At 39.9% G+C, this 23216-nt stretch carries 11 protein-coding genes; 7 read left to right on the top strand and 4 right to left on the bottom strand.

Translation table 11 applies throughout. The annotated features are described in order from the left end of the window. Positions 1 to 34 precede the first annotated feature (34 nt). From BSCG_RS19060 to BSCG_RS19070, 3 genes are read right to left on the bottom strand one after another with little or no spacing between them, the layout of a single operon-like run. Entirely contained in the window at positions 35 to 3277 is a 3243-nt protein-coding gene (locus BSCG_RS19060; protein WP_008775435.1) for a DUF4450 domain-containing protein, read from the bottom strand. 38 nt (positions 3278 to 3315) lie between these two features. Continuing rightward, positions 3316 to 4935 carry a RagB/SusD family nutrient uptake outer membrane protein gene (locus BSCG_RS19065; protein ID WP_004308511.1) on the bottom strand — a complete coding sequence of 540 codons (1620 nt, stop codon included), beginning with the start codon at positions 4933 to 4935 and terminating at the stop codon, positions 3316 to 3318. An 11-nt stretch (positions 4936 to 4946) separates the two neighbouring features. Continuing rightward, positions 4947 to 8087, bottom strand: a complete 3141-nt coding sequence (locus BSCG_RS19070) for a SusC/RagA family TonB-linked outer membrane protein (RefSeq protein WP_008775434.1) — start codon at positions 8085 to 8087, stop codon at positions 4947 to 4949. 302 nt (positions 8088 to 8389) lie between these two features. Between BSCG_RS19070 and BSCG_RS19075 the strand changes: the two genes are divergently transcribed. The 5 genes from BSCG_RS19075 to BSCG_RS19090 all read left to right on the top strand — a co-directional run bounded on the left by BSCG_RS19075 (position 8390) and on the right by BSCG_RS19090 (position 19078). After that, positions 8390 to 12748, top strand: a complete 4359-nt coding sequence (locus BSCG_RS19075) for a hybrid sensor histidine kinase/response regulator transcription factor (protein WP_004312562.1) — start codon at positions 8390 to 8392, stop codon at positions 12746 to 12748. Positions 12749 to 12872: 124 nt separating this feature from the next. Next, entirely contained in the window at positions 12873 to 13652 is a 780-nt protein-coding gene (locus BSCG_RS19080; RefSeq protein ID WP_008642253.1) for a hypothetical protein, read from the top strand. Positions 13653 to 14316: 664 nt separating this feature from the next. Next, complete coding sequence (locus BSCG_RS19085) at positions 14317 to 15393, top strand: glycoside hydrolase family protein (protein WP_004312563.1); 1077 nt, start codon at positions 14317 to 14319, stop codon at positions 15391 to 15393. Positions 15394 to 15432: 39 nt separating this feature from the next. Continuing rightward, entirely contained in the window at positions 15433 to 15942 is a 510-nt protein-coding gene (locus BSCG_RS0127400; protein WP_004308507.1) for a DUF4450 domain-containing protein, read from the top strand. Continuing rightward, complete coding sequence (locus BSCG_RS19090; protein WP_008642250.1) at positions 15908 to 19078, top strand: DUF4450 domain-containing protein; 3171 nt, start codon at positions 15908 to 15910, stop codon at positions 19076 to 19078. The genes BSCG_RS0127400 and BSCG_RS19090 overlap by 35 nt, the downstream gene beginning before the upstream one ends. A 68-nt stretch (positions 19079 to 19146) precedes the next feature. Here BSCG_RS19090 and BSCG_RS19095 read toward each other — a convergent pair whose 3' ends face one another. Next, positions 19147 to 20610 (bottom strand): glycoside hydrolase family 28 protein, encoded by a 1464-nt coding sequence (locus BSCG_RS19095; RefSeq protein WP_008775432.1) that lies wholly within the window; start codon positions 20608 to 20610, stop codon positions 19147 to 19149. A gap of 220 nt (positions 20611 to 20830) precedes the next feature. Between BSCG_RS19095 and BSCG_RS19100 the strand changes: the two genes are divergently transcribed. Together BSCG_RS19100 and BSCG_RS19105 are read left to right on the top strand one after the other, a co-directional pair. After that, positions 20831 to 22732, top strand: coding sequence for a rhamnogalacturonan lyase (locus BSCG_RS19100; protein WP_004308504.1), 1902 nt, complete (start codon positions 20831 to 20833; stop codon positions 22730 to 22732). Positions 22733 to 22746: 14 nt separating this feature from the next. Further along, the coding region (locus BSCG_RS19105) for a sugar-binding domain-containing protein (protein ID WP_008775431.1) at positions 22747 to 23216 on the top strand (470 nt) is incomplete at its 3' end.

Below are 23216 nucleotides of genomic sequence, written 5' to 3'. Positions count from 1 at the left end.
AATTTAACAAGTTATATTTTCGGAATAAAGACTGTTATTGTAATGTTACGCTCATCAATCCAATCACTACATCATTAGCAACGGTTTCCAATGTCAGTTCTTTCAGAGTCTTATTCTTGTCCAACGGAATATCCAGCATGACACCGGCGCCACCTTCAAATCTGCGGTCGGCAGATCCGCGAAGTTTCAAAGCCTTTCCCAAATCACGACTCACGATTCCTGTTTTTAAATGAAACCGATACGGGCGAGGTCTGGGAGCATCAAAAGCAAAATCATCCAGATAAAAGTCCTGCTCAATCGGACACCAATTATCAGGGTTTACCAATTCCAGCACCTCTGAAGTTCCATCTGTATAATATACACGTACAATTCCGTTGGCTATCCGGCACTGCATATGATTGGTGCTCCCTACAAGCAACAAATAAGCATGGGAAGCTTTTCCAGAGAGAGGAACCTTCACCATATCCGGATAATTATCCCATAAAGAAGTGTAAGCGATATTGTTACCTTCTTTCATTACACGGAAAGGAATACCAAGTGAAGTTTTATACATATTATCCTTCACCAAGCTACGTAAGCCGGAATCATCAATTTCAGCAGTCAGCAATGGATGGCACCATTCTCCAATTCCCTGAGTCGGTAACTGCAAAGTTGTATAAGGAGAACGTGGAGATAAATACTCATTTTTAAAAATATCCGCTACAGAAGAATTAAACTGCTTATCCATGTTTACCACACGACATTTACCAGTTTCAATATTTTCAAATCCATTGTATACGACTTGAGGAACATTGACATAGACATTGACAGGTTGCCACCATTCCATATTCCCTTGACGAGTGTACACAAAGAAAGTATGATGTCCTTTCTTATCTTTATTCACTTTCGACGAAAGCTTGGTTGTGTTTACCTTCTTCGTTACCAGAACATTTTGCGGGTCATATACTTTAAGAAACGAAATACCCTGAGGAGCGTTCAAGTCTACCTGTCCTTCCAGCGTAGTAACAATTTCATCATTTGCAATCTGTTGTAAGACATTACCTTCCCATTGAATCTCGATTTCAGCTTTGGTGACAGCCGGTACAGAAACAACAATCAGAGGATACCCATTCGCAGCTTCTTCCGTCTTCCATTTCACAGCTTTTCCATTCACCTTTACCAAACGGATCTTATCCTTCACTGCATTCACTTGCAACGTCAAGGCCAATGGTTCTTTGAAACGTTGTGTCACATTATAAATATCCATATCACCCTTACGTAAGAATTCATAAGCTAAATCAGCCATTGACATAGACGCCTTATCCCACGCCATAGGAAATCCCGGGCGGATCACCAATTTTCCATTCAGAGCATCCGGCGAAACGCCATACAAGCCCTGTATCAAAGTGCGGGATGTTATACCTATTTGGTCTGCAAAATCACGGTAAGTTTCCCGGCGAACAGCATCATACAAACTTATTTGTCCGAAATTGCCAGGACTTTTCCCAAGGTACATCCCATCCAGAATAGAACCTTTCAACAAATTAAAACCATCGTCTCCACGCCCTGCCTGAAAAAAAGCAAGCGCAGTATGCATCACCTCGGCAAACGCCACATTATTCACACTCCACACATAAGGCATCCAGTTCGTAGTGGATAATGTTTCATAATCACGATCCAACCCATCTGCAAATACCGGAATATGCGGAATAGAGGTATCGACATACCGGGTTGCCTGATAAGCCTGGAAAGGATCGGCTGTTTCACTATCTATCGCGTGATAGATAGTCCACAAACCAGCGCTTTCATGTAAACGCTTATGCCCCATGAAATCTTGAAACTCGGCCCAATGCCCTTTATCTTTTATCCAAAGCCTTTCATTCATCGCTTTCAATATCTTATCCGCCTCTTTTTCATAGGGAGTAGCATCTTCCCCTATCTTTTCAGCCAGCATAGCGGCCAATTTATTAGCACGATAGTTATACGCTGACGAATGAGTTACAGCTCCACTGTTATAATAAAGTGCATCACTGGCCCAAATACAGCAATAAGCATCATACAGCCCGTCATTATCAGGGTCATAATTCAATTTTTCCCATGCCAGATGACTAGTCAATACAAGCCACATTTTACGTACATAGTCCAAATCGCCGGTCCAGTTGAAATGCCAGAGCAACTCATCAATGTAGCAAAGATTCATATCATAATGATGCATTTGATCCTTTCGGTAAGGAGTACGGCAAATATACCCGTTACTGTAATGCGGGGTACCCCATTTTTTTACCGAACGTGCCAAATGTAAAGCAGTATCCTGTGTAGGATGAGGTATTGTCGCAGGGACATCCGTAACCTGACTTGCTGCATACGAATCGAAATGCGTACGAGCCCTATCATGCCAGCCAATAAAATCACCGATATAAGCAGCACGCCAGCCATTTAATTGCGAACGCCAGCCAATAGCGCCGTGAAGCCATATTTTGCCATCCCATATTCCATCAGCGGCAGCCGCCAAAGCCCCTCCCAATGGATTAAAATAGGGATCCGGAGTAGAAATCTGAAGAGATGACTCTATCTCCGAACGCCACTTTTCAGACTTATCGTATAGGGAAGTTCCTTCAACAAGAGCTGGTAAACGTAACTCCTGATCTTCCACAACAATATAAGCAGTCGTTCCATCCAAACTCAATTTATAATGTTTCTGTTCTTTCGGAAGTTGGGGAGCATCAAAACTATCAGCACGATCAGCACCCATATCACCATTGCGGCTTAAATTCTTCGCTCTAATCTCTGAAATATAGCAATGTAAAAGAGCCCCCTCCGGCATATCCTTCATTGTAAACCGCCATATCCCTCCTTCTGCGTCAGGAAATGCCAGTACGGAGATATTTAATTCACCTTTGCCCAACAAAGGATCTGTCAGACGATAAGTACGCCTTCCCGCCCTGTATCTGGCCTCACAAAATTTTAAAGAATCAAGGGCTATACTTTGATTACCACATTGCAAGCGAAAACAGATATGCTTACTATCCTTCGGCTTATAAGTAGCAAACACAGGCCGGTCGCTCGTTTCAATCCTAAAGTCTGTAATACCTCCGTACAATGCACGAGTATAGCGATTCTTGCCGTTCACACAAACAAAATCATTACCATCCGGACGATATTGTATAGTACGTTTTATCCCTTTTTTACGTTCAATTTGGGAAATTGTCTTTGTTATATGCGCCCCATCTGTCGCTGCTTGTACAACAAGTGAGAACGCAGAGCACATCAGAAAACCAATCAAACAACTTTTATTCATATTTTCCTATCCTATATTTATTACATTTACTTCAATTTTTAACGATACGCTTCATTTTGTACATACAGCCCCTCTTTCACTTTCATCTGCGAATCGGGAATAGGATAGAGATAAGTTCCATCCTTTATTTGCCGGATATACAATAACAAAGTCGGACGTATGACATTACCATTGGCATCCACTGCATATTCCTGAAATTTATCACGAACAGCTTGAAGATTATTATGACGTACCAAATCATGCCAACGGATTCCTTCACAAGCCAACTCTCTCCGTCTCTCCTTGTCAACACATTCCCGGAATGCAGCCGGTTCCTTTTCGGCATTTGTCAATACCGGTATTCCTGCACGCCGCCGTATCCTGTCGACCATATCAACCCCTTTTGAAGTTGGACCTACAATCTCGGCATACATCAACATCACATCTTCCAAACGAATCAACGGGAAATTCAGAGGGAAATAAGTACGATCCACTATCTGCGCATTAATATCATCATACCCCAATGCTTCTCTTTTCATTTTATGTTCCAGGAATTTGATAAAGAAATCCTCACCTGCATATTTCGTCACACTATTAGGATTGTCATCATTCACAAACTTGGTCGTATCAATAGTAGCCAGACACCGTACATCAAGAAAATGTCCTTCTTCATCTTGTTCCTCTTTCAATAAATTATCAAGCCCCTTCGCACAAGCAATACTATTACCGGACATTTCAAGAGTAACATATTTCGAAGGTAAACGAGGCACGGAGTGAAATACCATCGGATTACCATAATCTTTAGCGACTATATATTGAATTTCAAAGATGTGATATTTATTATCATTCTCATTTATCCACATTCTTTGCCATTCACTTGCATTTTTAGCCCAAAATTTACCGGTTGCATCCGCATAATCAATTACTTCTTCAAGAAGCTCCCTAGCGAGTTCCTTTTTAGTTTCATCATACAGAGGAAATCCCGCCATTGTCAGATAAACTCTTCCTAACAATGCCTTTGCCGCAGTCAATGTTGCACGGCCACTGGCGGATTTCCTTCCTAGATAATCCTTCGGTTCCTCCGTCAGGCTTCCGACAGCATATTCCAAATCAGGAATAATAACCTTCTCATAAATTTCTACAGCCTCCGACTGCGGAGTCGACATTGCTTCTGAAATAGTCTGAGGAACAAGCGTCAAAGGAACACGCCCGTAATAACGAACCAAATCAAAATAAGCTAATGCTCTCAAAAAACGCGCTTCTCCTATTTGTTGTTCCTTTATTCCTTCAATAGTATAATTCACCCCATCTACCTTGGACAAAAACAAATTGGCACGCGAAACAATCTCAAACAAGTCATTCCATGCATCCCGAACTGTTGCAATGGTCGATATATTAGGGTTAAAAGAACTGATGTCCATATAGTCACGCTGTGCCGTACTCAGTTCTCCGCACCATGTATTATCCGAACGAACCTCTGACATAAGTAAAGCATAAGTCGACAACGGAAGCAGTCCGTTATATACTCCTATCAACGCTTGCTCCATTTGCGACGGGGTCGTATAAAAGTTTTCAGTAGTACGGGTATCTACCGGAGTGACATCTAGCCAGTCACTACAAGAAGAGAATAACAATCCCATACTCATAGCTCCACTTAGTATATATTGATATAGTTTCATAGTTTCTTTTATTAGAATGTTACATTTACCCCTAAAGTAATAGTTCTAGCCTGCGGATATGAACCGTAATCATAGTCACTATTCTTTCCGTCATTATTTACTTCCGGAGAATAACCACCTTCATATTTATCCCACATCAGAAGATTTTCTCCCGAAATATAAACACGGGCATAATTAATTATCTTCTTATTTTTGATGGGAATACGATAGCCCAGCGTTACGTTTTTAATTTTAATAAAATCGGTACTATACAACCAGCGGGTATCGTACAGTGAACCTGTATTAGAGTTATTAATACCGGGAGTTTTCCCATCACCCGGCTGTTCCTCGGAAACCCACATATTTTCCCAACGTGACAATACATTGATAGATGCTCCCATACCCGGACGATCCATGCCACGACCGAGCAGACTATATATCATTCCCCCTGTCTGTCCAGTCAGTAATACAGACAGGTCGAAATCTTTATATTTAAAGGTATTTGTCATACCAAAAGTATAATCGGGATCCGGTTTACCAACCAACGTACGATCCTGGTCATTAATCTTACCGTCATCATTCACATCACGGTATCTCACATCACCCTGGATAGAATTGGACATTGTAGGATATTTCCTCAAATCTTCCTTATACTGATACACTCCTACAGCATCATACATATAATATGCCCTCAAAGGTTGTCCAACCATCAATACCTGTGTATTCGATTTATCCCATCCAATGAAAACCGTACTATTATCTTCTCCCAAACTCAACACCTTATTCTTATTATAAGCTATATTCAAAGAAGTAGTCCACTTGAACCTTCCTGTCAAGTTTTGGGTAGTCAGTTCAATCTCAAACCCTTTATTTTTTATACTACCGATATTCCCCCATGCTTGTGTGAATCCCATTGTACCAGGAACAGAAACCTGATATAATAAATCTTTAGTCGTTTTATCATAATAATCGGCAGCAAGAGTTATCCTGTTATCAAAAAATCCCAAATCCAAACCAACATTCCAACTGTGTGTCTTTTCCCATCCAAGTTCTTTATTATCAATTGAACAGGGAGCAAAACCATTGGTCAGGCTTCCACCAATTGAATAGTTGGAACTACCCATCAGCCCGATAGCAGCGTTAGTAGAAATAGAATTATTTCCATTCATACCCCAGCTACCGCGTATTTTCATTTGATTGACCACAAACTTTTCCGGCCAAAACTTCTCGTTAGAGATTCGATAGGCAGCAGAAACAGCAGGAAACATCCCCCAACGATTATTCTTTCCGAAACGTGAAGAACCGTCGCGACGAATACTTGCTGTCAACAGGTAACGGTTATCATATTCATACTGGGCACGCCCGAAATAGGATAATAAGCGATTGGGAGTTGACAAGGTAGCTAACGCAACTTTTATAGCCTCATCACTTTGGTTGAAAACTTCAAGTGAATTATCCGGGAACTGTTGCGCAGACAAGTTTGTAGTGGCTCCCGAAGAACTTTCCATTGAATAACCTGCCATAGCGGCAATATTATGCTTGCCTAATTTCTTATCATAATTTAATACAGCCTGCAACAGATATTTGGATGACCGTATATCTATACGGTTGGCAGAACTATGATACCCTTCACCATCCGTCCAGTTCTTAATTACCGAACTCGGAGTAAAAGTGCGAGTCTGACGGCTTGTAAAATCATACGCACCTTTCACTTCCGCCCTCAATCCGTCAATAATATTGACTCTGATAAAAGCTGAAGAATTCAACCGGGCCGTTTCGATATGATTGGTGACCTGCTCCATATAAGCAATAGGGCTGATTTTTGTACTAGACCATAAATAAGAGGCATAAGGTTCCGCACCGGAATATATCCCAGCATCTGGCTCTGCAACTGGACACATTGTCAAAACCTGATTTGCCTGCTGATCTTTGCCATCCACACGCCCACCATCTTTCCAGTCCATTGACGGAGCCATATTAACGCCTAAAGTGATGCGATCATACAATTTTGTCTCCACATTAGCCCGCAGATTCAAACGTTTGTAAGCACTCTCTATAGCAATACCTTGCTGGTCTATATATCCCAGAGAAAGCCGGTATTGAGTATTCCCTCTACCATTTGAAACAGAAAGCTGATAATTCTGCATCGGAGCCAAACGATAAAATTCATCCTGCCAGTCAATTAGTCTTAATCCACCGTAACCGGGCTGTGTCCATCGCGGGTCATTCATATACTCATAGTTTACCCGATTACCATTCAAGGCATAACGGGTATCCCAATCATCATCTGCCGTAGCTCCTTTTCCTCCTAAAGCAGCAAGGTATCTACTATTGTTATAGGCAGTCCGGAAAGTGATCCACTCTTCCGGGCTTAGTACATCTATTTTCTTTTCCAATTGTTGGATACTGAATGCAGCAGAAAACTGTACCCGGACTTTATCATCCTTATTAGCCATTTTAGTTGTAATCAAAACAACACCATTAGCACCACGAGAACCGTAAATAGCAGAAGATGAAGCGTCTTTCAAAACTTCAATCGACTGAATATCATTTGGGTTGATACTTCCCAAATCATCTATCGGAATTCCATCTACTACATATAAAGGAGTGGCATCCGCATTAATGGAAGCAGCTCCGCGCACACGAATCTGTAATTCTGATCCCGGCGCACCATTAGTTGACCGTACTTCTACTCCCGCCAACTGCCCCTGCAATGAAGAGGCAAGATTGGGTGCCGGACGGTCTTCAAGTTTCGCTGCATCAACTTTGGCAATGGCCCCGGTCACATTCCCCCTTTTGGCTGTACCATAACCGATTACAACCACTTCGTCCATTTGCACGTCATTTTCGCTCATCCTGATGGCAAAAACACTCTTTCCTTTAATAGAAATAGTCTGTGAAGCATATCCCAAATAAGACACCTCAATTGTCTTAGCTTTATCAGGAACTGCAAGAGTAAATTTGCCATCCACATTGGTAATTGTCATTCCAGACTTCCCTTCTGCTACAATAGTTGCCCCGATCAACGGTTCATTTCGTTCATCAACCACCGTACCGGATATGGTACGTTTTTGTGCAAATACTGTGACCGAATGGAGAGCCGAAATCATCATCAAGAAGAAAAATATATATTTTCTTCTCCAACAGCTAATCTCACAAACAGTGCTTTTCATACATTCTAGTTTTCATTTAATAATATTAGTTTTATACAATCTCATAAACCATGGTAATACAAAATCCAGTTATCAATTCAACAGCAAATATAGCGGCATACATGAAGCTGCTCATGCATTTTTCTCCATATACCATGCACATTTGTCCACCTGAACATTCTTATATAGTCCCTCTTTCTTTTTTTCAGGTTATTCAAGAAATTCAATGCAAAAGTCTGAATTTAAACTTTAAAATTACGTGCTATTTATCTATCTTTACCGCAAATCTAAAAAAACACAATCATTATTATCACTATACAAGTATGAGATTCTTCATTAAAGCTACAATTTTCTTTTTTATATGTACATGTATTATATATCCGGCAAACGCCTCCATAGAAATACATGCTAGGAATCTGACTGCCACTGACGGATTAGCCAATAATTCTATCAGGCATATCTATCAAGACAGCAAAGGATTCATTTGGTTTTCTACTTTAAATGGCCTGAGCCGTTATGATGGAAATTCATTTGTTACTTTCCGTCCCCAGAGCGGTGAAGAACTGTCATTAGCGGATCATCGTATCAGAAGTGTACAGGAAGACTCCGACGGATTCCTATGGATTACAACTTCCGCGGAACAAATCAGTTGTTATGATTTGAAAAAAGACTGTTTTGTAGATTTCACCGGCAAAGGAGAAATGAAAGACCGTTATAATGAAGTCACAATCCTCCCTAATAAGGATATATGGCTTTGGGGAAGGGTGCAAGGCTGCCGGAAAATTACTTATAAAAACAACAAATTCAGTTCGGAAACATATTCTACCGACAACCATAAACTAAAATCCGACAATATACGTTTTCTTAGTGTATTTGATTCAAATTCCATTTGGATTGGTACAGGAAAAGGGCTGTATTTACTTAAAGATAACACGCTCGAATGTATAGATTCGACTCACTACTTCCTTCAAAGCGCAGTCATTGATAATACTATTTATTTCATAACATCAGAGGGATTTATTTGGAAATACAACCAGCAGCACCTCACGAAAGTTGCCAATACTGCCACATCAACTGATTTTTTGCTAACAGGCAATATTGTATTACGTAACGAATGGCTGTTATTTACCAAACAAGGCGGAATCTTATTCAATCCCAAGACCAATACAACCAGAATTGCTCCGGAAGAGCTCAATATCCGTAATGGATTGGTAGTGAAAGATAACCGCAACAACTACTGGGTTCATAATCAGACTGGATACATTAACTATATTCAAAAAGAATCCGGTAGTGTCAAAAAGATTGATGTAAGATCGTCAAAGCTTCCATATTTCATTGATTACGAACGCTATCATGTCTATCATGACTCCAGAGACATTATATGGATAACGACTTATGGGAACGGACTTTTTGCCTATAATCCTACTACTAAAGAACTGGAACATTTTACCGCAACCGCCAATCATACAAATCCCATCGCCTCAAACTATCTTCAATATATAATAGAAGATCACTCGGGCAATTTATGGACAAGTAGCGAATATTCCGGTATATCCCAAATTGAAATCATAAATAAAGGGGCTGCAAAAGTATATCCCGAAGGTGAATTAAATATCGACAGGGCAAATGCCATCCGCTTCATATCCCACATGCAAGATGACGAAGTATGGATAACAACGCGTGCAGGCGGATTATATATCTACGATAATAAACTAACAAAACAGAAAAGCAAAAAGTATTATGATATAAATATCTATTCTGCATGTGAGGATAGTAAAGGTAATATATGGTTGGGAACACGCGGGAAAGGGCTCCAAGTCGGAGACGACCAACACTATATACATCAGGCAACCGATACAAATTCCTTAGCTGCCGATCCAGTATTCTGCATTTTGCAAGACCGCAAACAACGTATGTGGATAGGAACGTTCGGCGGAGGACTTGATCTCGCTGTTCCTAAAAAAGACAAATACATATTCCGGCATTTTTTCAATAAGACTTATGGCCAAAAGGAAATCCGCACTATCTGCGAAGACCGTAACGGATGGATATGGGTAGGAACCAGTGAAGGTGTTTTTGTATTCGATCCTGACCGTATTATAAAAGACCCGAACGATTTTTACCAATACAATCTGGATAACCATGCCCTGAAAAGCAATGAAATAAAATCAATTATACAAGATAAGAAAGGCAGGATATGGATTGCCGAATCAGGTATCGGATTTTGCGTAGCCAATATAAAGAATGATTATAAAGATATATCCTTTACTCACTATACGGTCAATGATGGACTTGTCCACAGTGTAGTACAAGCTTTCATTGAAGATGATGAAGGAAATATCTGGGTATCCACCGAATATGGGATTTCTTGTTTTAACCCGGAAAACAAAATATTCAACAATTACTTCTTTTCTAATGATATATTGGGGAATGTATATACAGAAGGATGTGCCAAATTAAAAGATGGTCGTTTGGCTTTCGGCACCAACCACGGACTTATAATACTCAATACTAAGCAAATTAAAAACAAAGAGAAAATTCTGTCCGTTACATTTACAGACTTAAAGTTAAACGGAATATCAGTCCGTCCTGCCGATATGGACTCTCCATTGACAGCCGCTCTGGCATATACAGATGCCATCAGTCTGAAATATTACCAAAGTTCCTTTGTCATAGACTTCTCCACTTTTGACTATCCAATTTCGACTAATACAAGGTTCAGCTACAAACTTGAAGGATATGACGATGACTGGAGTATTCCTTCTACATTAAACTTTGCAGCTTATAAAAACTTACCGGCAGGTACCTACTATCTACATGTCAAAGCCTGCAGCGTATCAGGTATATGGAGTGATAACGAGGAGACACTTGAAATCAAAGTAACTCCCCCTTTTTGGGCAACCGGATGGGCTTTCTTTGTTTACATACTCATTGCAGGCATTATCATGTATTTTGTATATCGTACTATCAGGAATATTAACAACTTGCGGAATAAAATTAAAGTAGAAAAGCAATTAACAGAATACAAGTTAGTATTTTTCACCAATATCTCACATGAATTCAGAACTCCGCTTACACTAATACAAGGGGCTTTGGACAGAATCCACCGTACCCACAATATCCCCAAGGAGATACGTTACTCTATCAAACTAATGGACAAAAGTACCCAGCGTATGCTGCGTCTGATCAACCAATTACTTGAATTCCGGAAAATGCAGAACAACAAACTCGCCCTTTCACTTGAAGAAACTGACGTTATCGCTTTCTTATATGAAATCTACCTAAGCTTTCAGGATACAGCCGAATCCAAGAATATGGATTTCAAATTTATACCATCCGTCAATTCATACAAAATGTATATTGATAAAGGTAATATCGACAAAATCGCCTACAATCTTTTATCAAATGCTTTCAAATATACTCCTTCCGGTGGAAAGATAGAATTCAGCATTTATATTGATAAACAGAAACAGCTATTAATCATGAAAGTAACGGATACAGGTGTAGGCATACCCAAAGAAAAACGTAATGAGCTGTTTAAACGTTTCATGCAAAGCAGTTTTTCTAGCGACAGTATAGGAGTAGGTTTACATCTTACCCATGAACTGGTTCATGTTCACAAAGGGAACATCTGCTATGAAGAAAATCCGTCAGGTGGTTCTATTTTCATTGTAACTTTACCTACTGATTCTTCCATTTATCAATCTAACGACTTCCTTATTCCTGAAAATGCCATATTAAAAGAAGAAGCACAAAACCATCCTTCGCTTTCTGCTCTTAATGAGGAAAATGCTCACTCTGAATCAGAAGAAGAAATAGATAAAGAAGTAGAAAATATAGAGAAAGAACTAAAAACAGAACTGAACGCATCTGATCAAGAGGGTCCTCTAAACAAACGGAAAATACTTATTATCGAGGATGACAATGACGTACGGGAATTCTTGAAAGAAGAACTGACCCCATATTTCGAGGTTGCTGCCGAAGCGGATGGAAAAAATGGTCTGGAGTATGCCCATAATAATGATATAGACCTCATTATCAGCGATGTCATGATGCCTGGATATAATGGTTTCGAGATAACCCGTAAACTAAAAAGTGACTTTAGTACCAGTCATATTCCTATAATCCTACTTACAGCCCTGAATGCAGCGGAAAGCCATCTGGAAGGAGTGAAAAGCGGTGCAGACTCTTACATAACAAAACCTTTCAGTACCAAACTGTTACTGGCAAGCATATTCAAACTGATAGAACAGCGTGACAAACTAAAGGAGAAGTTTTCCAATGACTTGTCAGCCAAACGTCCTGTGATGTGTACATCGGATAAAGACAAGGAGTTTGTCGAAAATCTGACCAAGATAGTGGAAGAACAACTGACTAACCCTGAATTTACTGCCGATGATTTTGCTTCTATGATGTCACTGGGTCGCACCATCTTTTACCGTAAAGTGCGTGGAGTGACCGGATATACTCCCAAAGAATATCTTCGTATCATGCGAATGAAGAAAGCTGCTGAATTGTTGTCAACCAAGAAATATACCGTATCTGAAGTAACTTATATGGTCGGCATCAATGACCCGTTCTATTTCAGCAGATGTTTTAAGGCTCAATTTGGCATCTCTCCTTCCAGTTATCAGAAAAGATACCAAGAGGGCATAAGAGAAACAGAAATAAACGAAGATTAATAAATATATTTATGTGTTTGTGAACATATGTACATGTTTAATGGAATTTTTTCACTAGTCGGAATAAAAAGTTCAGACTAATTTTGTCTCAGAAAAAATTATCAACACATTTAATTATAGCATTATGAAAAGATCAGTATTAATTTTAAGCCTGGCAGCCTTTGTATTATCAAGCAACGCACAAGTATTAAAAAGCAATCTGCTAAATGGATATAAACAAGGTGATAAATTGGAAAAAGCTACATATAATAAAGCTGATGCTCCGATAAAAATAGATACCTGGTGTGAAGCATTCTCTTCCCAAACTGACAAGAATGCCGGTAGTCCCATTACCGGACAAGAGCTCAGTTATGAGGGATATACGGAAAAAGGAGTATCTATCAAAATAGGAGAACTCCCGGAAAATGTGAAAGGTTCAAGATTTAGCGTATATTCCATTTCTGAAAAGAATGACTATTGCAGGGGAACTTTATACCTTTCATTTTTGGCAAACTTTTCCTCCGTCGCTTCCAGTCGCTTAGGCGATTTCATTGCTCTTTCCCCTGTTCATACTGGCGGTAATCTGCGTGCCAGAGTATATGTCGGTAAGATAGACGATGAACATATCCGATTCGGGACTAATCTGTTAAGAGTTAATGCAGAATCCTTCAAAAGCCATGCGCTTAATAAGACGCATCTATTGGTTCTCAAACTGGATTATAAAAAGAACGAGGTTTCATTATTTGTAGACCCAGCCTTAACAGCAGAAGAACCTCAACCCGATGTGGTAGCGAAGGGGGACGAAGATAATAACAAATTAAAAGGGGGGATTCGTTCTATTTCATTTAGGAACCGCGATGATTTGACCGGAAATGTCGGTAACTTCCGCTTCTCTTCCAGTTGGGCAGGTGTGATAGCTCAATAAAAATCTATTTTTATTATTGCATTATGATGTAATATGGAGCATTGAATTGTGTACAATGCTCCATTGTTTTTACAATCATGTCACTTAAATTCACTTCTGTCATTTTACATCATAATAAGTATTATCCTCCTCCTTCACATAAAGAAAAAAAAATGACTTATCTTTAATAGACAAGCTTTCTGTTTTTAATAAACTATTGAGGAGTTTATTAAAAACGGTATCCAAGTTTATTATAAATTATAAATTTCGATTTTAAGGTTCTCCCTGTACTTTTTCATAACAAAAAAGACTGCGAACCTTATAAAGATTTGCAGCCTTTAGCTTATACGGTAACTCTCACAGCTTAACTATTGTAAGGAGCTTCTGATATATTGTTATAATATTGTACTATTCTATTTTCATTCTTTTTTAAATTCTTTATCCATTAATCTTTCCGCTTGCAAATATACAAAATTAAAAAGGCTTTGTCAAGAGTGCGCTACTATAAGAAAAAGTATTTGTAACAAAGTTCCATATCTAATACCTTACAACCATAATATCGCTATTTGTGGATAAAACTACATACAAAATGGAATTTTTTCATCATAGCTATTTGCAGAATCAACCTAATTTTGTCATACAGGTCTAAAAGAATTATTAATCATATATAAATATCACAGAAATTATGAAACACATCCTTTTTTATGCATTATTCTTTATTTTAAAGATTGCGTCGGCACAAGCCCAAAGTCTTGACCAGCCGAAGAACTATCCAGCAGATGCTATTTCTTCTTTTGCTGAACGTCTGGAACCTATGGGACGCATCTTGGAAGACGATAATTATTATGTGTGGTGTTGTGCACCAATTATAGATGAAAAGAATAAAGTACATGTATTTTATTCACGTTGGGAAAAAAAGTATGAAATGAAAGGATGGCTGGGGCATTGTGAAATCGCACACGCCGTAGCCGACCAACCGGAAGGCCCATACAAATATGTATCAACAGTACTGTCCCCCCGCCCGGGCTATTTTGATGGTAATACATGTCACAATCCAAGCATTTATAAAATAGACGGTCGTTACTGGCTATTTTACATGGGAGCAACCAATGGTAAATTTGGAACGAAACGTATCGGATACGCTGTAGCAAACTCTATTTGGGGACCGTGGGAAAGATGCGAAAAACCATTATTAATGCCTGGAAATACAGGTGAATGGGATGATTATATTACCACTAATCCAGCTTTCTTAAAACATCCGGACGGAAAATACTGGCTTTATTATAAATCTTGTAATGAAAATGAATATGTGAACCAACATATCAATGGTATTTCAGGTAACCGGAAATATGGGGTAGCTTTTGCAGATAAAATCACAGGACCTTATCGACGATATGAAAAAAATCCGATCGTCGATTTCTCCGGTTTCGGAGAAAACAGGCAAGTAGAAGATGCGTATATCTGGTATGAAAACGGTATATTCAAAATGTTAATGAGAGATATGGGGTTCTACGACCATACAGTGGGGCTCTATTTCGAATCCAAAGACGGGCTGAACTGGCAAAACCCTCAAATTGGTTGGTTTGGAGCAGAGCATTATATCAAACAACCACCCGCTCCTAAACATCTCAAACGTTATGGACGTTTCGAACGCCCGCAAGTACTAATGAAAAATGGAAAACCGGCTTACCTTTTCACGGCTTCCCAAGGGGGAAAAGCAGAAACATCTTCAGGTTTCGTCTTTAAAATCAAGCCCGAATAAACGAACATAGAACTTAAAGTACACTTATAAAAAACTGTTATGAAAAAAATTATATTGATATTATTTACCTTGTTGCAATTCCCGGCAAACGCAAAAGACTTGCCTCACTCCTCCTATTGGCACGGAGAAGAAAGAACTCTTCGATATAAACCCGAAGGAGAAGAGTTTGTAATAACCAATGGAAATAAAAGATTTACTAGAGCTATTTATGGAACTAATACCGGCTTTCGTTTTGAAACCAGTGACTTCCCCGAATTCGGACTTTACATGCCTAACCTCGGTGGAAGTGTATATATGGCTATATCTACCCCCTCAAATATTACTTGGATAAAAGATATGGAATTCATTGAATCTCGTTTTAAATCCGGGCAACGCACCTACATTGTGAGAGACAGGAGACATCTAGGAAACGGCAGTCTGACAATTGATGCTGTAGCTATGTCCGATGGCGATGGATTAGTAGTAAGATACAAAGCCAAAGACATCCCTGCCGGCACTAAAATCTTGTGGATATATGGGGGGAGCCAACAATCAGAAATTCGGACGTGAGGGAGACTTGAATTCCGACCCAGCCGATTGTTTTTTCATTAAAGCCAACAATTGTTCCGGAAATATATATCAAATTAATCAAAACAAATTTACGATACAATACGGGCACCACACCAGCAACAGAGCCTCTCAACATAAAGTAATGTCCATAGCAGGAACCTTTCCTATCGGAACTGATATAAAAGAAGTGGATGGAAACCTTATTGACCAATTGGACGAACTTATCACATCCCGCAAATCAAACAAACCGGTTATCATAGCAAAATATCCGGTTAGTACCATTCCTTTCTATATTGAACTGCACAACCCTAAAAGTCATAGTGAGTTTCAATATAATGATCTCAGTAATGTTTTCAACAAAGGTGTTGAGTTCAGAACCCAAATAGCTTCCAGAATCAAAATAAAAACACCTGATCCATTTCTGAACACATTAGGAGGCACCTTCTCTGGAGCGGAAGATGCTGTATGGCAATCTCCATCGTATCTACATGGAGCCATCTGTTTCCGCGAATTACTTCTTACCGGTTGGAGAGGGGCTTATCTCGCAGACTTGATGGGATTAGAAGATAGGGCAAAAACTCACTTTAACGGTTATCTTAATTCGCAAGTTATAGATGTTCCCGTCACATTACCCCATCTTCAGGACACAGCCCTAAACCTCGCACGGTCTGCAAAAATATGGGGAACCCCCATGTATAGTAATGGTTATATAGGAAGAGTTCCTAATAGAAGAGACGTCATGCATCATTATGATATGAATCTAGTCTTTATAGACCAACTGTTGTGGCATCTCAAATGGACCGGAGATCTTGATTACGCACGAGAAATATATCCTGCCCTCCAACGTCACTTTACATGGGAAAAAAAACTATTCGACCCCGATAACGACGGGTTATATGATGCCTATGCTTGTATCTGGGCTTCAGACGCATTACAATACAATGGCGGTAAAGTGACACATTCTACTGCATATAACTACCGGGCAAATAAAATAATGGCAGAAATATCCGAAAAATTAGGAAAAGATCCAAGCATATACAAAAAAGAAGCAGAACTTATATTATCTGCCATAAACAAAGAATTATGGATAAAAGACAAAGGATGGTGGGCGGAGTTTAAAGATAATATGGGAAACCGGATACGACATGACAACGCTGCCATATGGACTATTTATCATGCAATAGATTCTGATATACATGATCCCTTCAAGGCATATCAGGCAACCCGATATATAGATACGGAAATCCCCCACATCCCCGTCATGGGAAAAGGTTTGAAGGATACTGCCAATTATGTGATTTCAACAACAAACTGGCAACCTTATATGTGGTCTATCAACAATGTCGCTTTCGGAGAAATCTCACATACCGCCCTTGCTTATTGGCAAACAGGACGTTATGAAGAGGCTTTCAAAATGTTCAAAGGAGCTGTTCTGGATGCGATGTACCTTGGTTCAGGTCCGGGAAATGTCACACAATTGTCATTCTATGACGCAGCCCGCAGAGAGACATATCGTGATTTTGCCGATGGAATAGCGACAGGGGTACGTGCTCTTGTACAGGGTATGTACGGTATCATGCCAGATCTTATTAATAATAGACTAACGATAAGACCCGGATTCCCCGATGATTGGAATTTTGCAGAAATTGAAACTCAAAATATGGCATATACTTTTGAAAGGAAAGGCAATATAGAAAGGTATTCTATAACTCCTAATTTACTCAAAAAAGATGTCAGCTTGTCAATGGAAATAAAAGCTATAAGAAACAAAATTAAATCTATCAAAGTAAATGGAAAAGATACACCCTATACTTTACTTACAACCACTATTTTATCTCCAGAAATTAAGTTTGAGGCAGGAATAGCTGACAAATACGATATCACGATAGAATGGGACGGAGAAAAAATAAACAGAGACATGATATCTGTCAATGTAGCCAATGGCAGCCAGTTCAGACTAAATATTCCTTATAAATCAGGAAAAATATATGACCCGCAAAACGTTCTGCGTCATGCAAACTTAAAGAATGACATACTAACCGGCACTATAACCGCTCAAAACGGACATCGCACTGTATTTGTCAATATCACCAATGGAAATATGAATTATTGGCTTCCCATAGATATAAATGTCAACAATCCGCTTGATATCGTTTGTGATTCTGAATCTTCTTCTCTTATTTTTACCTTGAAAAACAATATGGATAAAGTGATAAAAGGTGATTTGTATATCAATGGTAAAAAGGTGAATGAAAACATCAATATAGAAGCTCATGGAAAAAACAACTATGAATTTGATATTCCCATTGCATCTTCAGGAACTAATAGAATAAAAGTCAAATCCGGAAAAGACACTTACTCTTTTCGAGCCATCAATTGGAATATCTCTGTACCGGAAAAATCAGTTTATAAGACGGTAGACATGAAGAAAATATTTAATGACAAAGTAAGTAATATATTCGCTTATGGAAAATATATGTTCCCAAGATGGAAATACACCACATTACAAGTTCCGACCCAAGGTATGGGACAATGGTGTCATCCTCAAAGTATTTCTGTTATTGATGACCGTGGAATAAGAAATAAGGCTTCAAGAAATAACAATAGATTCATTATGCCACAAGGAATACCTTTCAGTACTCCAGGAGAAAAAGAATATAATAATATTGCATTCACCACATTATGGGATAACTACCCGACTTCCATTAATATACCACTAAACGGTAAAGCTTCTAAAGCCTATTTCCTCATTGCAGCTTCCACTTATTATATGCAATCTCATATAGTAAATGGCGAAATCAAAATAGAATATACAGATGGACAAAAAGAAGTACTGAAACTTATATTACCAGATAATTTAATTCCTTTAGATCAGGATATATTCGTAGATGGATATGCTTTCAACACTAAAGATCCACGTCCGTGGAGAGTACGCCTTAAAACAGGTGATGTAAGCAAATATCATGCAGGCGAACTTGGAAAAACAATATCGAACAACCCGATATCTATTGATGGTGGTATGGCTACAATGCTTGATCTGCCACTCAATCCAGTTAAAGAATTAAAATCATTATCTTTGGAGACGACAGCCAATGAAGTCGTGATAGGATTGATGGGAGTAACGCTAGTCAAATAGCCACAGAATGAGGGTGATCAATGATACACCCTCATTCTATATATTTCTGGACACTGTCCATAATATTCCTACTGATAACTGATTTCTATTTTACTATCAATATTGTATTCTTGTCTTACTTGACTCTTATCTTCCACTTCCAAATAAATTTCACTTAATCGAACTTTTTTTCCATACACTATCTTTCCCGCTGTTTTCACTTGTGCTCGAATATTAAATAGATAGAAGTTCTCAATACGTAAACTATCATTCCACCCCGAAGCTGTAATGAAACATTTAGATCTTTTCGCTCTTACATGAGAGAAATAAACATTGCGAAAGTGTGGATACCCTTTTTCTTTAGGTTCTACTGGAGTCAGCATTATTTTCCAATGTGCAGGAATCTCCCTACTTTCATATTCTACAGGTAATTTCGAATAACTATATTTTGGATGCCAGTTCAAATCCACCTCCAATACATTAGATACACTATCAGCCTCAACTCCTGTGACATAAATATTCTCTACTGTCCCACCACGATTCATAGACGATTTAAGCCGTAATACAGATCCTGTGCCATACGCTATCAGATCATGAGCCAGTACATTACGAATAGAACCGGAAGTCTCACTTCCGCAAGTCAGTAACCCTGCACCTTTACGGGCAATACAGTTACGAACCACCACATTCTCCGTGGGACGATTCACACGCAGTCCGTCGGCGTCACGCCCTGCCTTAATACAAATATTATCATCGTTGCAATCCACATCACAGTTTTCTACCAGAATATTGGTAGATGAATCAATATCAATGCCATCCGTACTTGGTCCGTGACCTCCTATATTATTATTAATAGTAAGTCCGCTCACCGAACAATGATCCGAATACAAAATCTGACAAGCCCAGAATCCCGTACGCACCAACGTAAAGTCTTTCAACGTGATATGCTTGCTGTTGGAAACCAGTACTCCCCTCACCCGCTTGCAATCATAATCCACAATCCAACGCAGATTCTTCTTCTCATATTCCTCCCGCATCGCCCAATATTTATCCCAGAATACTTTTCCGCGGCAATCGATAAAACCTTCCCCCGTAAGAGCGGCATTTTCCGCATCCATTATATTGATAACGGCCGAAGGCCATGTCATTTCGATACCGGCAATGCGGGAAGGAAATTCCGGATAGTCCTGAATATTATCACTCGCAAGCAAGGTAGTACCTTTACTAAGATGCAGATTCACACCACTCTTGATAAACAAAGCACCTATTTTATAATACCCCGGGGCAACAACTACCGTACCTCCTCCCTGTTGGTGACAAGCATCAATAGCGGCCTGGATAGCAGGAGTACTGAATACGGAAGTGTCATTCCGCAACCCGAACTTTCCGGCATCCCATTCTGTGTTTTCCGGAGTCCTCTGCGCCCCCACCTGATCGGCCCACGACAAATCCGGCTCTGCAGATACACTTCCCCAATCATAAGCAGGAATCGTCTTTTTCGGAGTTGTAAAACCAATCAAGGCCAATAGTACAATAGATAAAAGATACTTCATAATTACTTCTTTTAGTTCACGTTGCAAAATTATCGCATATCATCAAAGAGGTAATGGACAGATGTACGCAAAAGATAGAATATTATATCATACGGACAATTAACTTGAAAGGGTGCACAATTGTATATAGTCTTTGTACATTTCTCCATTTCATACATCACAAAAAGGAGTAATTTTGCGAGTGAATAAATACAATAAGGTCCAAACCGATAAAACAAATATGAGAAGAATTGCAATTTATCTATTGTGCATATTCATGTTACTGCCTGTTGTAACAATGACAGCACAACCTGGTTATAACTACTCAAAGTTACAACGGGAGAAACTAAACCGCGGCGTAGTTGCCATTCGCGAAAACCCTTCAGAAGTAATCGTTTCGTGGAGGTATCTTTCTTCCGATCCGATACAAACCGGTTTCAACGTATACAGAGACGGGAAGAAATTGACAGACACTCCCATTACTGTCAGCACCCTGTTCCGTGATAAGAATAACAGTCAGAAAACGGCTGTTTACGAAGTGCGTCCTGTTCTAAAAGGAAAGGAGACGCATCACATTGACGGTACATACACATTCCCGGAAAACGCGCCTCTCGGCTATCTGGAAATTCCCCTGCAAAAACCGGCAGACGGAATAACTCCGGCAGGCGATACCTACACGTACAGTCCCAATGATGCTTCCATCGGTGACGTAGACGGTGACGGCGAATACGAAATTATCCTCAAATGGGATCCCAGCAATTCACACGACAATGCACACGAAGGTTATACAGGCGAAGTATACATCGATTGTTACCGAATGAACGGAGAACAACTATGGCGTATCAACTTGGGTAAAAACATACGTGCAGGAGCTCATTATACTCAATTCATGGTGTACGATCTGGATGGTGACGGCAAAGCGGAAGTAGTGATGCGGACTGCCGACGGAACAGTGGACGGAAAAGGAAAAGTAATTGGAAATGCTGATGCAGACTATCGCGAAGCCGGTACTTTTGACCCAAGCAGGAATCAAATGATGAAGCAAGGACGTATTCTGAAAGGCAAAGAATACCTGACTGTTTTTTCAGGAGACACCGGTGAAGCCTTACATACCATCGACTATATCCCTGCCCGCGGCAACGTTGCCGACTGGGGAGACGCAAAAGGTAACCGAAGCGACCGCTTCCTGGCTTGTGTAGCCTATCTTGACGGAGTACACCCAAGTGTTGTCATGTGCCGAGGCTACTACACACGCACCGTTCTGGCGGCCTTCGACTGGAACGGAAAAGAACTGAAGAACCGATGGGTATTCGACAGCAACCATCCCGGATGCGAGCAGTACGCCGGACAAGGAAACCACAATCTGCGTGTAGGCGATGTGGATGGTGACGGATGCGACGAAATTATTTACGGTTCCTGTGCTATCGACCACAACGGCAAAGGACTTTATTCTACCCGAATGGGACATGGAGACGCCATCCACCTGACACATTTTGACCCTTCCCGTAAAGGTCTGCAAGTATGGGACTGCCACGAAAACAAACGTGACGGAAGTACGTACAGAGATGCCGCCACCGGAGAAGTGTTATTACAGATAAAAAGCAATACCGATGTAGGACGTTGTATGGCCGCCGACATTGACCCGACTCATCCGGGTGTGGAAATGTGGTCAGGAGATTCACAAGGAATTCGAAACGTAAAAGGAGAAATCATAGCCCCTAAAATGAGAAATATGCCGACCAATATGGCTGTCTGGTGGGATGGAGACCTATTACGCGAACTATTGGATAGAAACATGATTATTAAATACGACTGGGAAAACAAAAAGTTTGTTCCGCTTGTCAAATTCACAGGAACTCTTTTCAACAATGGAACGAAATCGAATCCTTGTCTCCAAGGTGACATTATAGGCGATTGGCGGGAAGAAGTACTCGTACGCTCCGAGAACAACGCTGCTCTCCGGCTCTACGTTTCGACTATTCCGACCGAATACAGATTCCACACCTTCCTTGAAGAACCGATATACAGAATCAGTATCGCTACCCAAAATGTAGGCTATAACCAGCCAACACAACCGGGATTCTATTTCGGACCGGACCTTATAAAAATGAAAGGTACTTTCAGAGGATATCAATTCAAGTAAGTTAAGAGACTATCATGAAACACAAATTATTTCTTTTCACATTTCTCCTGGCTATACTGTCCGCCATTAATATACAGGCATCCGAACGCAAAAAATACAATTTCAACAGCGAATGGAAGCTGCGGATAGGAGACTTTCCTAAAGCCAAAGATACAAAATTCGACGACAGTAAATGGAAACAAGTAACTTTGCCCCATGCCTTCAATGAAGATGAAGCATTCAAACTTTCCATTGAACAATTGACAGATACAGTGGTATGGTATCGCAAGAGTTTCCAGATTCCGGAACTGAAAAGTAATCAGAAAGTATTCGTCGAATTTGAAGGAGTACGCCAACGCGGAGACTTCTATCTTAACGGACATTATCTAGGCAGACACGAAAACGGTGTTATGGCGGTAGGGTTCGACCTGACTCCACATATCAAAGAGGGTGAGAACGTGATTGCCGTTCGCACCGACAACGACTGGATGTACAGAGAAGAAGG

This window comes from Bacteroides sp. 2_2_4 (assembly GCF_000157055.1).
In the GTDB taxonomy this organism is placed as follows: domain Bacteria; phylum Bacteroidota; class Bacteroidia; order Bacteroidales; family Bacteroidaceae; genus Bacteroides; species Bacteroides ovatus.
This window is presented reverse-complemented; position numbering and strand designations above follow the sequence as displayed.

Coding starts and splice junctions, on each gene's coding strand:
- BSCG_RS19060 (WP_008775435.1), bottom strand. CDS start 3,277: ATGAATAAAAGTTGTTTGATTGGTTTTCTGATGTGCTCTGCGTTCTCA.
- BSCG_RS19065 (WP_004308511.1), bottom strand. CDS start 4,935: ATGAAACTATATCAATATATACTAAGTGGAGCTATGAGTATGGGATTG.
- BSCG_RS19070 (WP_008775434.1), bottom strand. CDS start 8,087: ATGAAAAGCACTGTTTGTGAGATTAGCTGTTGGAGAAGAAAATATATA.
- BSCG_RS19075 (WP_004312562.1), top strand. CDS start 8,390: ATGAGATTCTTCATTAAAGCTACAATTTTCTTTTTTATATGTACATGT.
- BSCG_RS19080 (WP_008642253.1), top strand. CDS start 12,873: ATGAAAAGATCAGTATTAATTTTAAGCCTGGCAGCCTTTGTATTATCA.
- BSCG_RS19085 (WP_004312563.1), top strand. CDS start 14,317: ATGAAACACATCCTTTTTTATGCATTATTCTTTATTTTAAAGATTGCG.
- BSCG_RS0127400 (WP_004308507.1), top strand. CDS start 15,433: ATGAAAAAAATTATATTGATATTATTTACCTTGTTGCAATTCCCGGCA.
- BSCG_RS19090 (WP_008642250.1), top strand. CDS start 15,908: ATGGGGGGAGCCAACAATCAGAAATTCGGACGTGAGGGAGACTTGAAT.
- BSCG_RS19095 (WP_008775432.1), bottom strand. CDS start 20,610: ATGAAGTATCTTTTATCTATTGTACTATTGGCCTTGATTGGTTTTACA.
- BSCG_RS19100 (WP_004308504.1), top strand. CDS start 20,831: ATGAGAAGAATTGCAATTTATCTATTGTGCATATTCATGTTACTGCCT.